The organism is Micromonospora sp. CV4 (assembly GCF_003667455.1).
Classification (GTDB): domain Bacteria; phylum Actinomycetota; class Actinomycetes; order Mycobacteriales; family Micromonosporaceae; genus Micromonospora.
Window position 1 is genome coordinate 1 of the sequence record NZ_RCVI01000380.1, and the last position, 13,576, is coordinate 13,576.

12 protein-coding genes and 1 pseudogene are annotated in these 13,576 nt (G+C 74.2%); 12 read left to right on the plus strand and 1 reads right to left on the minus strand.

Annotation, left to right across the window (positions count from 1 at the left end):
• The 8 genes from EAD98_RS26570 to EAD98_RS26605 form a co-directional block, all read left to right on the plus strand.
• Positions 1–851 (plus strand): 1-acyl-sn-glycerol-3-phosphate acyltransferase (locus tag EAD98_RS26570; RefSeq protein WP_147457493.1); only part of this gene is annotated, 851 nt, incomplete at its 5' end.
• Between the two features lie 193 nt (positions 852–1,044).
• Positions 1,045–1,869: a DUF4097 family beta strand repeat-containing protein gene (locus tag EAD98_RS26575; RefSeq protein ID WP_121656708.1), complete on the plus strand. Its 825-nt coding sequence runs from the start codon at positions 1,045–1,047 to the stop codon at positions 1,867–1,869.
• Positions 1,866–2,477 carry a PadR family transcriptional regulator gene (locus tag EAD98_RS26580; RefSeq protein ID WP_121656709.1) on the plus strand — a complete coding sequence of 204 codons (612 nt, stop codon included), beginning with the start codon at positions 1,866–1,868 and terminating at the stop codon, positions 2,475–2,477. The genes EAD98_RS26575 and EAD98_RS26580 overlap by 4 nt, the downstream gene beginning before the upstream one ends.
• Before the next feature lie 97 nt (positions 2,478–2,574).
• Complete coding sequence (locus EAD98_RS26585) at positions 2,575–3,276, plus strand: response regulator transcription factor (protein ID WP_074314148.1); 702 nt, start codon at positions 2,575–2,577, stop codon at positions 3,274–3,276.
• Positions 3,273–4,859, plus strand: coding sequence for a cell wall metabolism sensor histidine kinase WalK (locus EAD98_RS26590; RefSeq protein ID WP_121656710.1), 1,587 nt, complete (start codon positions 3,273–3,275; stop codon positions 4,857–4,859). Before EAD98_RS26585 ends, EAD98_RS26590 begins: the two co-directional genes overlap by 4 nt.
• A gap of 63 nt (positions 4,860–4,922) precedes the next feature.
• Entirely contained in the window at positions 4,923–6,563 is a 1,641-nt protein-coding gene (locus tag EAD98_RS26595; RefSeq protein ID WP_121656711.1) for a trypsin-like peptidase domain-containing protein, read from the plus strand.
• Positions 6,564–6,742: 179 nt separating this feature from the next.
• The gene (locus EAD98_RS26600; protein ID WP_121656712.1) at positions 6,743–7,414 is read left to right on the plus strand and encodes a BON domain-containing protein; all 672 of its coding nucleotides are present in this window, start codon (positions 6,743–6,745) and stop codon (positions 7,412–7,414) included.
• Positions 7,415–7,571: 157 nt separating this feature from the next.
• Positions 7,572–8,627 carry a glycosyltransferase family 4 protein gene (locus EAD98_RS26605; RefSeq protein ID WP_233583984.1) on the plus strand — a complete coding sequence of 352 codons (1,056 nt, stop codon included), beginning with the start codon at positions 7,572–7,574 and terminating at the stop codon, positions 8,625–8,627.
• Between the two features lie 30 nt (positions 8,628–8,657).
• On the opposite strand, the gene EAD98_RS26610 is transcribed toward EAD98_RS26605, so the two are convergent.
• Positions 8,658–10,115, minus strand: coding sequence for a serine/threonine-protein kinase (locus tag EAD98_RS26610; RefSeq protein WP_121656714.1), 1,458 nt, complete (start codon positions 10,113–10,115; stop codon positions 8,658–8,660).
• A 165-nt stretch (positions 10,116–10,280) separates the two neighbouring features.
• Here EAD98_RS26610 and EAD98_RS26615 point away from each other — a divergent pair, with 165 nt between their 5' ends.
• The 4 genes and pseudogenes from EAD98_RS26615 to EAD98_RS26630 form a co-directional block, all read left to right on the plus strand.
• Positions 10,281–11,114 carry a patatin-like phospholipase family protein gene (locus EAD98_RS26615; protein ID WP_121656715.1) on the plus strand — a complete coding sequence of 278 codons (834 nt, stop codon included), beginning with the start codon at positions 10,281–10,283 and terminating at the stop codon, positions 11,112–11,114.
• Entirely contained in the window at positions 11,114–12,130 is a 1,017-nt protein-coding gene (locus EAD98_RS26620; protein ID WP_121656716.1) for a 1-acyl-sn-glycerol-3-phosphate acyltransferase, read from the plus strand. The genes EAD98_RS26615 and EAD98_RS26620 overlap by 1 nt, the downstream gene beginning before the upstream one ends.
• A 9-nt stretch (positions 12,131–12,139) precedes the next feature.
• The gene (gene cutA / locus EAD98_RS26625) at positions 12,140–12,460 is read left to right on the plus strand and encodes a divalent-cation tolerance protein CutA (RefSeq protein WP_089019179.1); all 321 of its coding nucleotides are present in this window, start codon (positions 12,140–12,142) and stop codon (positions 12,458–12,460) included.
• Positions 12,461–12,508: 48 nt separating this feature from the next.
• Positions 12,509–13,576: pseudogene (locus tag EAD98_RS26630) on the plus strand (hypothetical protein); the annotation flags it as partial.

Below are 13,576 nucleotides of genomic sequence, written 5' to 3' on the forward strand. Positions count from 1 at the left end.
GGGTGGCCCGCCGGGTGCTCCGGTTGGTCGCCGCGGCCGGCATGCTGCTGGCCGGCGTGGGCCTGGTGGTGCTGCTGCCCGTTCTGCCGGGGCCGGAGCGGCAGGCGGCGGTCCGCGGCTGGGCCCGGGGCACCGCGCGCGCCTTCGGCGTCCGGCTGGTGATCCGGGGCCGACCGCCCCGGCGGCGCGCGCTGCTGGTCGCCAACCACGTGTCGTGGCTCGACATCCTCGCGGTGCTGGCGGTAGCGCCGACCCGGATGGTGGCGAAGCGGGAGATCCGCTCCTGGCCGGTGGTGGGTCTGCTGGCCGCGGCGGCGGGCACGGTCTTCGTGGACCGGTCCCGGCCACGGGCGCTGCCGGCCACCGTGCGCCGGGTCGCCGACGCGCTGCGCGCCGGCCGGTCGGTCGCGGTCTTTCCGGAGGGTACGACCTGGTGCGCCGGGGACCGCGCGGCCGACTGCCGCCCCGGCGGCGGGTTCCGGCCCGCGACGTTCCAGGCGGCCATCGACACCGGTAGCCCGGTGGTGCCGCTGCGGCTGGCGCACCGGTGCGAGGCCACCGGAACGGCCACCACGGCCGGCGCCTTCCTCGGTGCGGACACCCTGCTTCGCTCGGTCGCCCGGGTGGTCGCGGCGCGGGGGCTGGTGGTGACCGTGACGGTCGGTGCCGCACTGCATCCGGCCCGCGACGCCGACCGGCGGTTGCTGGCCCGGGCCGCCGAGTCGGCCGTACACCTGCCGCCCCCGGCGGGTGCCGCGGCGCGGGCCCGGCTGCGTCCGGTGCCCACCATGACCCCGGCAGCTTCCGCGCTGCCGCCGGCCGCCGGCGGGGAGCTGGACCTGGCGGCCTGACGGGAGCCGTCGCTCGGTCGGCCATACCTGCTCTGGTCCCCGCGATACCTCTGAGGCATAAATATGACTCAGAGGTATCGCGCTCATCGGAGCACCTCGGCCCTACTCGCGACAGTCTTGTGCTGTCGCGATGTATCGCGTTACTGTTCCTTCCATCGGACGCGCGTCGACGCGTCGTCGAGGGGAGGACGCCATGACCGGATGGACGGTCGACAGCCCGCAGCGGCTCACCGTGGACGGCCCGGTCACCCGGTTGGACGTCCGACTGGTGAGCGGGCGGCTCAACGTGGTCGCCACCGACGGCCCGGCCCGGGTCGACGTCACCCGGGTCGGCCGCCGACCCGTCCTGGTCACCCACTCCGACGGCCGGCTCACCGTCCGCCAGGAACGCGGCCGGGGCTGGGCGGACGCCCTGCGGTGGATGCGATCGATCACGCGGTACCCGCGGGTGGACGTCTCCGTGGCGGTGCCCGCCGACGTCGTCGCAGACCTGGGTCTGGTCGCCGGTTCGCTGGTGGCCTCCGGGCTGCGCCGGCAGACCACGGTCGACGTGACCGCCGGCCAGATCACCCTGATGGGGCTGCGTGGCAGCACCTTCGCGAAGATCACCTCGGGGCCGGTGGAGGCGCTCGGCGTGGGCGGCGACCTCAGCCTGGAGACGGTCTCCGGTGAGGTGATCCTCGCCGACAGCGCCGCCGACCGGGTGCGGGCGCAGACCGTCTCGGGAGCCATCACCTGCGACCTGGACAACCCCCGCCGCAGCGAGATCCGGCTCACCACCATCTCGGGCGGCATCACCGTCCGGATCCGGGAGGACAGCGACCTCGACGTACGGCTGCACACCGCCTCGGGCCGGATCACCAGCGGGTTTCCCCAGGTGCGCACCTCGGCGTTCCCGCTGGCCAACAGCGAGGGGGTGCTCGGCGCCGGCGAGGGTAAGCTCTGGGCCTCCGCGACCTCGGGGAGCATCGCGCTACTCGCCCGGCCGGTGGACGACGACCAGGAGGAGCTGCCGTGACCGCCGTGTTCAGCCACGGCCGGCTCCGGCTCTACCTGCTCAAACTCCTCGACGACGGTCCGAAGCACGGCTACGAGCTGATCCGCCTGCTGGAGGACCGGTTCCTCGGCCTCTACGCGCCCAGCGCCGGCACCATCTACCCCCGCCTGCAACGGCTGGAGGCCGAGGGGCTGGTCAGCCACACCGCCGCCGGAGGCCGCAAGACGTACGGCATCACCGACGCCGGCCGCGACGAGCTGCGCCAACGGGCCGGCGAGCTGAGCACCCTGGAGGCGGACATCGCCGCCTCGGTGGCGGACCTCTCCACCCTGGCCGGCGAGATCCGCAGCGAGGTGAGCGGCTCGGTGCGGGACCTCAAGCGGGAGCTGAGCGCGGCCGCCCGGCAGACCCGCCGTACCCGATGGGAGCCTCCGGCCCCGCCGCGCGGTCCGGCGGCCGCGAACGGGCCTCGCGCGGGACTGCTCGACGAGCTCGACCAGCGGCTGGCCGCGTTCACCGCCGAGGTGGGCCGGCTGGCGCGGGCCCGGCAGTTCAGCGACACCCAGCTGCGTACCGCGATCCGGCTGCTCGACGGCGCGCTGGACGGGCTGCGCCGACTGCTGCGCTGACCGACGCCGCCGGCACGCGCGACGGCGGCGGGCGACTCACAGGATTTTTGCAGGAAGCGTCCAGCGCCGGTGCAGTGAGGTCACCGATGATGGGCACATGCCCGCTACCCAGACCGAGGCGCGACTGCTCGTCGTCGAGGACGACCCGAACATCCTCGAACTGCTGTCCGCGAGCCTGCGCTTCGCGGGCTTCGACGTGGCCACCGCGACCAGCGGCAGCGCGGCCCTGAACGCCGCCAAGGACCACCGGCCCGACCTGGTCGTGCTCGACGTGATGCTGCCGGACCTCGACGGCTTCGAGGTCATCCGGATGCTCCGCGAGGGCGGTACGCGTACCCCGGTGGTGTTCCTGACCGCCCGGGACGCCACCGACGACAAGATCCGTGGGTTGACCCTGGGCGGCGACGACTACGTCACCAAGCCGTTCAGCCTGGAGGAGCTGACCGCCCGGATCCGCGCCGTGCTGCGCCGCACCACCACCGGCGAGCAGGCCCCCTCCCGGCTCACCTTCGCCGACCTGGAGCTGGACGAGGAGACCCACGAGGTGCACCGGGCCGGGCAACGGGTGCAACTGTCGCCGACCGAGTTCAAGCTGCTGCGCTACCTGATGCTCAACGCCAACCGGGTGCTGTCCAAGGCGCAGATCCTCGACCACGTCTGGAACTACGACTTCCGCGGCGACGACAACATCGTCGAGTCCTACATCTCGTACCTGCGGCGCAAGGTCGACACCAGCCAGCCCCGGCTCATCCACACCCTCCGCGGCGTCGGGTACGTGCTGCGCAAGCCGGCGGCGTGAACCCGGTCCAGCAGGCGAAGGGACGGGTGCGCGGCGTTCCGCTGCGGATCAAGCTGGTCACCTCGGTGCTGGCATTGGTCGCCGTGGCGCTGCTGGTGATCAGCGTCTCGACCGCGTACTTCCTGCACAACTACCTGGTCGACCAGATCGACCTGGAGCTGCGTAGCTCTGCCAAGGGAATCCAGTCCATCACGGCCAAGGGAATCCAGTCCATCACGCCGTCGACGAACACCGTCTCGCTGCCCAGCGACTACGTGGTCGTGCTGACCGACGTGCGGACCGGCAAGGTGCAGGTGCCCCTGTACGACTCGTCCCGCTTCGGGGTGGACGATCTGCCTCCGTGGCCGAGCGACGCGAGCGGTTTCCAGGCGCAGGACGAGGCCCGCGAGGGAATTCCGTTCACCGTTCGGGCCCGGGACAGCTCGGTGCGCTGGCGGATGCTCTACATCGAGCTGCCGAACGGCCAGATGGCCGTGATCGGCCAGCACCTGACCGATGTCGACCTCGCCGTCAAACGACTGGCCTGGATCGACCTGCTGGTGGGCGGGGCAGTGCTGATCATGCTGGCCTCGGTCGGCGCGGCGATCGTGCGGACCAGCCTCAAGCCCCTCGTCGAGATCGAACGCACCGCCGCCGCCATCGCCGGCGGTGACCTGACCCGCCGGGTGCCCGACCCGGAAGAGGGCCAGGAGCATCCCTCCTCCGAGTTGGGCCGGCTCTCCCGTGCCCTGAACGCGATGCTCACCCAGATCGAGGCGGCGTTCACTGCCCGAGCCGCCTCGGAGACCGCCGCGCGCTCGGCCGAGAGCGCCGCCCGGGACGCGGCGGTCGCCGCGCAGGCGTCCGAGGCGCGGGCCCGGCGCTCCGAGGAGCGGATGCGGCAGTTCGTCGCGGACGCCTCGCACGAGCTGCGGACCCCGCTGACCACCATCCGTGGCTTCGCCGAGCTGTACCGGCAGGGCGCGGCCCGGGCGCCGGAGCAGACCGCCGGCCTCCTGCGCCGGATCGAGGACGAGGCGGCCCGGATGGGGCTGCTGGTGGAGGACCTGCTGCTGCTCGCCCGCCTGGACCGGGAACGGCCGCTCTCGCTGGCCCCGGTCGAACTGCCAGTGCTCGCCTCCGACGCGGTGCAGGCCGCCCGGGCGATGGCCCCGGACCGGCGGATCGAGCTAAAGATCGAGCCCGGCTCGGGCCCCCTGGTCGTCTTCGCCGACGACGCGCGGCTGCGTCAGGTGATCGGCAACCTGGTCACCAACGCCCTGACCCACACCCCACCGGAGGCCGAGATCAGCCTGCGGTTGCGCGCCGAGCCGGGAAACCTCGCCGTGGTGGAGGTGGCCGACACCGGCCCGGGGCTCTCCCCGGAGCAGGCGGAACGGGTCTTCGAGCGGTTCTACCGGGCCGACGCGGCGCGGACCCGGCGTGCCGACGGCAACACCGGCACCGGCCTCGGCCTGGCCATCGTGGCGGCGTTGGTCGCCGCCCACCACGGCACGGTCGAGGTGGTGGAGACTCCGGGCGGTGGCGCCACCTTCCGGGTCCGGCTGCCGCAGGTGCCGCAGGACGACGGCGTCGGCGAGTGACTTTTCAGGCAACTTCCAGGACGGTTCCAGGTTGGTCGCAGTGGCCGGGGAGAAGGTAGTTCCATGACCGAGTTCGAGTCCGACCCGCAGCGCCGGCCGGCCCCCACCGACGCCGAGCCGTCGCACCCCACCGCCGAGCTGCCGCGCGACGAGCGCGCGCAGTCCGACTCCCCGACCACTCCTGTCCCCGTCGTCTCGACCACTGACGACGCGGCGACCGCCGCCAACCCGACGGTGCCCACCGAGCCCACCGTGCCCACGGGGTACGCGGGCCAGCAGGCCAGCGCGCCCCCGGCCGCCGCACAGCCGACCGGGTACGAGCCCCCCACCGGCACCCACTCCGCGCCGCCGTACCCGGTCTCCGGCCACCCGGCGCCCGGCCAGCACGGCTACCCGCAGCCGACCGCCGGCCGGTACCCCGGCGCCCCCTGGTACCCCGGTCAGCAGCAGTCCGGCTGGGCAGGCGGGGGCCAGCCGGGCGTGGCGTACCAGCAGCAGCACCCGGGTCACCCCCAGCACCTGGGCCAGCACCAGCAGCACCTGGGCCAGCACCAGCAGCACCCGGGCCAGCCGGTGCCGCCGTGGGGCCCGCAGGCCAACCCGCCCGGCACCGGGCCCCGGCCCGGCCGGATCGCCAAGTTCGCCGGCGCCGGTGTCGCGGTGTTCGCCCTCATGCTCGGCTCCGGTGTGGCCGGCGGCGCGCTCGCGCTCGCCCTCGACGGCGACGGCGGCGGCATCACCCGCACCTACTCCGCCGCCCCGGTGCTCAACAGCGCCGACCTGCCGAAGATCGCCGCCTCCGTGCAGGACAGCGTCGTCTCCATCGCCACCACCAGCGGCGAGGGCTCCGGCGTGGTGCTCAGCGCCGACGGCTACGTGCTCACCAACAACCACGTGGTGGCCTCCGCCGCCGGCGACACGGTGCAGGTCGTCTTCGCCGACGGCAAGAACGCACAGGCGAAGATCGTCGGCACCGATCCGAAGACCGACCTGGCCGTGGTGAAGGCCAGCGGGGTGAGCAACCTCAAGCCGGCCACCTTCGGCGACAGCGACGGCATGCAGGTCGGCGACCAGGTGCTGGCCCTGGGCAGCCCGCTCGGTCTGCAGGGCTCGGTGACCGCGGGCATCCTCAGCGCCCGGGACCGCACCATCCGGGCCGGCGAGGGCCAGCCGCAGGACCCGAACCAGCAGGGCCAACCGCAGGACCCGAACCAGCAGGGCCAGGCGGTCAGCTCGATCTCCGGCCTGCTCCAGACCGATGCCCCGATCAACCCCGGCAACTCCGGTGGCGCCCTGGTCAACACCCGTGGCGAGGTGATCGGCGTCAACACCGCCATCGCCACCTCCGGGCAGAGCACCGGCAACATCGGCGTCGGGTTCGCGATCCCCAGCAACAAGGCGAAGGACGTCGCGGGCAAGCTCCAGCGCGGCGAGAAGGTCAGCCACCCGTCGCTCGGCGTCGGCGTCAACCAGGCCGACGGCGGCGGCGCCCTGGTCGCGTCGGTCACCCCGGGCAGCCCGGCCGAGAAGGCCGGCCTCCAGCGGGGTGACGTGATCACCCGGTTCGGCGACAAGGCCGTCAACGACTCCGACGACCTGGTCGGCGCGGTGCAGGCCGGCAAGGTCGGCGACCGGGTCGAGGTGCAGTTCAAGCGCGACGGCGCCGACAAGTCGGTGACCGTGACGCTTGCCGAGACGTCCTGACCATCATCTGAACCTGCCTCCTCCCTCCGGCGGCGGGTGGCGGGGCCAAGGGGGTTGGCTCCGTCACCCGCCGCTCTTTTCCGCCCGGACGGCGGTTCACCCGGATCGGGTGAACCGCCGTCACCCGTACGCCGGGCACGTTCGGCGGGCGAGACCGCGACGTACGGGGGGTGGATGCCATGAGCACGGCGACGGATGTCCGCGACGACGAGCGGATCCAGCGCGACGTCCTGGCCGAGCTGGCCTGGGACGCGCGGCTGCAACCGAACGAGATCGGCGTGACCGTCGACCGGGGGGTCGTCACCCTGACCGGGTTCGTGGACGTGGCCGCCCGCGGTTGGGCGGCGGTCCGCTGCGCGCAGCGGGTCCGCGGGGTCCGGGTGGTGGCCGACGAGATCGAGGTGCGGCTGCCGGGCACGCCGGGGCGTACCGACGCCGAGATCGCCATCGCCGCCAGCCGGGCGCTGGAATGGGACAGCTTCGTGCCGGCCGAACGGCTGGACGTGACCGTGGCCAACGGCTGGCTGATGCTCCGCGGCGAGGTCGAGTTCGGGTGGCAGCGCCGTACCGCCGAGGGCGAGCTACGCCGGTTGGACGGCTTGCGGGGGATCACCAACCTGGTCGAGGTGCGTCCGCCGGCGCCACCGGCCGGCGACCGGCTGCGACGGGATGTCCAGCGGGCGCTGCTGCGCACGATCGGCGCCGATCGGGTGACGGTCGAGGTGGACGGCGACACGCTGGTCCTCGCCGGGGTGGTCCGCTCGTGGTGGGAACGCGACCAGGTCGAGCGGGTGGCCTGGTCGGCGCCGGGGGTGCGGGTCGTCCACGACCAGCTCCTGGTCGGCGGGTGATCGTCCGCCTTGTCCGGTTTACCGGCCACGGGACGGGGAAACCGCCGCCGACCATTCCGACCAACGGCGACACCGGACCGGGGACCAACGGGGAGGACTCGTGGCCGTGAACCACCCGCCCGCCGCCCGTGCCTCGGAGCGGCCGTTGCGCATCGCGATGGTGGTGCCGCCATGGCTGTCCGTGCCGCCGCCCGGCTACGGCGGCCTGGAGCAGGTGGTCGCGGGGCTGGTGGACGCGCTGTCCGGGCACGGCCACGAGGTGACTCTGTTCGGTGCCGGCCGACACCACGGCACCGCCGCCGGCGACTTCGTCTCCACCGTGCCCGAGGTCCAGTACCCCCGCCTCGGCGAGTCGTTGCCCGAGCTGGCCCACCTGGCCCGGGTCAATCGGATGATCACGGCGGGCGATTTCGACGTGATCCACGACCACACCACGATCGGCCCACTCGTGGCCGGTCGCCGGGCCGTGCCGACGGTGGCGACGGTGCACGGCAACCCGGTGGGGGAGTACGGCGACGTGCTCGGCGAGGTCGACCGGGACGTCGCCCTGGTGGCCATCTCGCACGCCCAGCGCCGGCTCAACCCGGTCCTGCCCTGGGCCGGCACCGTGCACAACGCGCTGGACCTGCGCGGGTTTCCGCGCAAGACCGCGCCCGGCCCGGGGCCGGTGCTGTGGCTGGCCCGGTTCAGCCCGGACAAGGGCCCGGACGTCGCCATCCAGGCGTGTCGGGCGGCCGGGCTGCCGCTGCTGCTGGCCGGCAAGTGCAACGAGCCGGCCGAACGCCGGTACTACGAGCAGGTCGTCGCGCCGCTGGTCGGCGACGACGTGACCGTCGTGTTCAACGCCGACCGCGCGGAGACCCTACGGATGCTGGTCGACGCCCGCTGCCTGATCATGCCGATCCAGTGGGAGGAGCCGTTCGGCATGGTGATGTTGGAGGCGATGGCCACCGGCACTCCGGTGGTCGCATTCGACCGCGGCGCCGTGCCGGAGCTGGTCCGGCCCGGGGTGACCGGGCTGGTCTGCGAGCGGCCGGAGGAGCTGCCCGCGGCGTTGCGGGCGGCGAAGGGGATCGACCCGGCGGCCTGCGTGGCGCACGTCGCGGAGAACTTCTCGGTCGAGCGGTTGGCGTACGGCTACGAGGAGATCTTCCGACGCTTCCTCGCCGGCCGGCACGACGTACGCGAGTCGGTCCGGGTGGCGGTCCGCTGACCGCCCTGCCCGCTGTTCTCGGAGCCCGGATCAGACCCGGGCAGCACCCAGCTCGGCGATGGCGGCGTCCAGTCGCTCCGCGTACGCCGGGCTGATGCCGCCCTCGCCGAGCCGGACCGTGACCTTCTCGCGCAGCCGGGCCACCGGCGGCCCGAGTTCGTTTCGGCCCGAGCCGACCGCGGCGGTCAGGTTGCGTAGCTCGTTTCGCAGGTCGAGGCCGACGTCGGCGCGGATCTCCCCGGCGGTCAACCCGGCGCCGATCAGCCCGTCGACCCGGTTGGCGGCCTCCACCAGCGTGCCCGGCCCGGTGGCGGGAGAGCCGGTGCTCGGCGGCGCCGACGGTGTCGCGGCCGGGCGGGACGGCCCGGTGACCGGCGGGCCGGTCGACGCGGTCGGCACCGGACCGGCGGTGGGCTGCGTCCGCGGTGTCGCCCGGTTTTCGGGCAGCAGGGCCACGACGGTCAGCGCCACGCCGACCGCCAGGGCCGCGGGAATCAGCAGCAGCGCCGGCCGTCGGCGGGCCCGGCCCGGCCCGGCACCCTCCGGCTCCCGCACGGCTGGTTCGTCGCCCGGTCCCTCCGCCCTCTCGTGGCCGGTTGCCGGACCGGGGACTGTCGGCGGCCGGGCCAGCGTGGGCGCCGGGGCGGTGTCGGTCGGCAGCAGATGGTCACGCAGCACAGTGGCGACCTGCCGCGCGGTCGGCCGGTCGGCCGGATCCCGGGCCAGACTGCGCAGGCAGATCCGGGCCACCGCCGGGGGCAGCTCCGGCAGCCCGGCCAGCGTCGGCGGCGGGCCGCTGGCCAGCGCGTCGCTGAGCTGCTCCCAGGTGTCCGCCGGGTAGGGGACGCGGCCGGTCAGGGCCTCGTGCAGCAGTACGCCGAGCGAGTACACGTCGGTCGCCGGCTGGGCGGGCGCGCCGTCGAGTCGTTCCGGGGCCACGTACGCCGGAGTGCCGAAGGTGCCGCCGTCCTCGTCCTCGTCGGGAGCGCCGATCCGGGTCGCGATGCCGAAGTCGAGCACCTTGACGCCCACCCCGGTCATCATCACGTTCGCGGGGGTGATGTCCCGGTGCACGATGCCGAGCCGGTGCGCGGCGGCCAGCGCGTCCGCGACCTGCGCGCCCACCTGGACCGCCTCGGCCCACGGCAGCGGACCCTCGGTGAGCCGCAGCTTCAACTCCTCACCGCTGAGCAGCTCCATCACCACGAAGGAGGTGATGGCGCCGTCGGGGGCGACGGTCTCGCCGTAGTCGTGCACCGAGGTCACGTGCGGGTGCACCAGCTGGGCGGCGGCCCGGGCCTCCTCGCGCACCATGTCCCGGAACCGGGCGTCGGCGGCCAGCGACGGGGCGAGCACCTTGAGCGCGACGACCCGGTCCAGCACTTCGTCCCGGGCGCGCCAGATGACCGACATGCCGCCGGCGCCGATCTGGTCGAGAAGTCGGTACCTGCGGGCCAGCAACCGGCCCGCATGCAGTGCTGCCTTCACGGATCGCACCTGCCTCGGGGTGGGAGCGGTATCAGGTTGCGCGAATGTGTCCTGGCTGTCAACGGCCGGCACCGCCCGCCACCGGTCGGCGGCAGGTGGGATGCGCCCACCTGCGCGCGGCGGTGGCCGAACGGTCCGCGGCGGGCCCGTGCCAGGATGGGTGGCATGGCGGGGGGACCGGTGGCGTTCGTACTCGGGGGCGGGGGAGTGCTCGGCGCCGTCGAGGTGGGCATGTTGCGCGCCCTGTTCCGCGCCGGCATCCAACCCGACATGGTGCTCGGCACCTCGATCGGCGCGGTCAACGGCGCGCTGGTCGCGGCCGACCCGTCGGAGGCGGTGACCGACCGGCTGGTGCGGCTCTGGGCCTCGCCGGAGGCCAGCGAGGTGTACGGCGACTCGGTCGCCCGACAGCTGCGCCGTTTCGCGGCCCGGACCCACCTGCACTCGCCCCGGCCGCTGCGCCGCGTGCTCGAATCCGAGCTGGGGGCCGACACCACCTTCGCCGACCTGCGGGTGCCGTTCCGCTGCTGCGCCGCGCACATCGAGCGGGCCGCCGAGCACTGGTTCGACAGCGGCCCGGTGGTGCCGGCCGTGCTGGCGTCGGCCTCGGTGCCGGGCCTGCTCCCGCCCACCGAGATCGACGGTGCGCACTACGTGGACGGTGGCATCGTCAACTCCATCCCGATCGGCGAGGCGGTGGCCGTCGGCGCCAGGCAGATCTTCGTCCTCCAGGTGGGCCGGATCGAACGGGAGCTGACGCCGCCACGCCGGCCGTGGGAGATCGCGCAGGTCGCGTTCGAGATCTCCCGCCGGCACCGGTTCTTCCGGGAGATGGCCGCGCTGCCCGAGGGGGTGGAGGTGCACGTCCTGCCGACCGGTGGGCTGAATCCACGCGACGACACCCCGTGGGCGTACCGCGACATGGCGGCGGTGGGGCGGCGGATCAGCCGCGCGTACACCGCGTCCCGGCGTTACCTCGCGACCAACGTGGTGCGGTGATGCCGCTGCCGCCCAGGTGGCTGCGCCGGTCGCTGCTCGCCCCCGGCGTGGTGCTGCTCGCGCTCACCGTGGTGACCACCCTGCCGGTCTGGGCGCTGCTCGCGGCGGCCGCCTCCCCGCTGGTTCCGGGCCGGCTGCGTCCGCTGCGACTGCTCTGGATCGGCTGCGTCTACCTGGTCTGGGACGCCGTCGCGCTGCTCGCGCTCTTCGTGCTCTGGGTCGTCTCCGGCTTCGGCTGGCGGAGCCGGTCGCCGGCCTTCCAGCGCGCGCACTACCTGCTGGCCGGCTGGTTCCTGCGGGTGCTGTTCTGGCAGGCCCGTTGGGCGCTGCGGCTGCGCATCGACGTGGTGGGCACCGACCCGGACACCGCGCTGCCCGGCCGGCCCGAGCTGGTGCTCTGCCGGCACGCCGGGCCGGGCGACTCGTTCATCCTGATCCATGGGCTGGTCAACTGGTTCAACCGGGAACCCCGGATCGTGCTCAAGGACAGCCTCCAGTGGGACCCGGCGATCGACGTGCTGCTCAACCGGCTGCCCAACCGGTTCATCGCGCCGACTCCCGAGCGCGGCGAGGAGACGGTGCGCCAGGTCGGGCACCTGGCCACCGGCCTGGACGACAACGACGCGTTCGTGATCTTCCCGGAGGGCGGCAACTTCACCCCGAAGCGTCGGCTGCGCGCCATCGCCCGGCTGCGCTCCCTCGGGCTGGAGCGGATGGCGTTGCGCGCGGAGCGGATGCGGCACGTGCTGGCCCCGCAGCCGGGCGGCATGCTCGCCGCGTTGGACGCCGCCCCGGACGCCGGGGTCATCTTCGTCGCCCACACCGGACTGGACCGGATGCTCACCGTCGCCGACGTGTGGCGGGAACTGCCGATGGACAAGCGGATCGTGATGCGGTTCTGGTCGGTGCCGCCGGAGGACGTACCGACCGGACGGCAGGAACGCATCGACTGGCTCTACGACTGGTGGGCGAAGATCGACGCCTGGATCGCGGCCAATCGGGACGGCGCCGCGTAGGGTGCGGTCGTGGATCAGATCTGCGTGGTGACGACGGTGGTGGATGCGCGTTCGGTCGCCGACGTGCTGGCGGCCGCAGCCGTCGCCGGCCGGCTCGCCGCCTGCGCGCAGGTCGGTGGCCAGGTGGACAGCACCTACTGGTGGCGGTCCGGAGTGGAGACCAGCACCGAGTGGTCGGTGCAGTTCAAAACCGCACCCGACCGCCTCTCCGCGCTCGTGGACCAGATCCGGGCCAGCCACCCGTACGAGGTTCCGGAGATCCTGGTGTCCAGGGTGGAGAGCGGCGACCCCGGCTACGCCACCTGGGTGCACGAGCACACCCGCCCCTGAGTACGCGCACTCTGGGCCGCGCCCCGGTGGCGCTTCGAGAATGACCGCGTGGACGACACCGGCTACCCCTGCCCCGCCTGCGGCGCCCCGGCCGACCTGAGCGCCGGTTGCTCCGGTTGTCGGCGCCCGCCCGACCCGACCGCCGCCGAGGTGGTCCGGCTGGGCCGGGAGGTCGCGCGGCTCGGCCCGGAGGTGGAGCGGGCCCGCCGGACGTACGCCGAGCTGGCCGGACGGCTGGCGGCCAGTTCCCGGCGGCGGGACGAGTTGGCCGCGATCGTCCGCGCCGGGGTGGCCGCGTCCGTTCCGGCACATCCGGTCTCGTTGACGCGGCTGGAGACGTCCAGCGGCTCGGGGGTGCTCAACGGGCCGGCCGCGCCGACGCCGGGCGCGGCGGAGACGTCGACCCGGACGGTCCAGGGTCTGCTCTTCGTCCTCGGTGGACTCCTGCTGGGCACCGCGGCGGTGGTCTTCACCGCGGTGGCCTGGGCGGCGGTGGGGGTCGGTGGACGGGCGCTGATCCTGGCAGCGGTCACCGCGCTCGCCCTGGCCGTGCCGCTGCTGGCGGTCCGCCGGGGGCTGCGGGGCACGGCGGAGACGTTCGCCGCGGTGGGGCTGCTGTTGGTGGTGCTGGACGGCTACGCGGCCTGGTCGGTGGACCTGGCGGGGATGGCCGGCTGGCCGGGCAGCAGGTACGCCGCGCTGGTCGGGGGGGCCAGCGCGGCGGTCGCCGCGGCGTACGCCCGGTGGAGCCGGTTGACCGGGCCCTGGTTCGCCGCGCTACTGGCCGCCCAGCCGGTGCTGCCACTGCTCGCCGTGGAGGCGCGGCCGGGCCCGGCCGGCTGGGCGCTGGTCCTGCTCGGGGTGGCCCTGCTGGACCTGGCCGTGCTGGCCGGGCTCCGAAACGGGGGAGGGCGCGCCCAGTTGGCCGGCCGGGTGCTGGCCGGGGTCGGGCACGCCGCCGCGTTGGCCGGTGCGGCCGGGTGCGCCCTGGTGCCGCTGCTGATCGGCCGGGCGGCCGGTACGCCGCTGCTGGCCGGAGCGCCGCTGGTGCTCGTCGCCCTGACCGGGCTCGGCGCGGCCGGGCTGGTGGGGGGACGGGCGCGCCGAGCCCGGTTT

Coding starts and splice junctions, on each gene's coding strand:
- EAD98_RS26620 (WP_121656716.1), top strand. CDS start 11,114: ATGCCGCTGCCGCCCAGGTGGCTGCGCCGGTCGCTGCTCGCCCCCGGC.
- EAD98_RS26605 (WP_233583984.1), top strand. CDS start 7,572: ATGGTGGTGCCGCCATGGCTGTCCGTGCCGCCGCCCGGCTACGGCGGC.
- EAD98_RS26600 (WP_121656712.1), top strand. CDS start 6,743: ATGAGCACGGCGACGGATGTCCGCGACGACGAGCGGATCCAGCGCGAC.
- EAD98_RS26595 (WP_121656711.1), top strand. CDS start 4,923: ATGACCGAGTTCGAGTCCGACCCGCAGCGCCGGCCGGCCCCCACCGAC.
- EAD98_RS26615 (WP_121656715.1), top strand. CDS start 10,281: ATGGCGGGGGGACCGGTGGCGTTCGTACTCGGGGGCGGGGGAGTGCTC.
- EAD98_RS26585 (WP_074314148.1), top strand. CDS start 2,575: ATGCCCGCTACCCAGACCGAGGCGCGACTGCTCGTCGTCGAGGACGAC.
- EAD98_RS26575 (WP_121656708.1), top strand. CDS start 1,045: ATGACCGGATGGACGGTCGACAGCCCGCAGCGGCTCACCGTGGACGGC.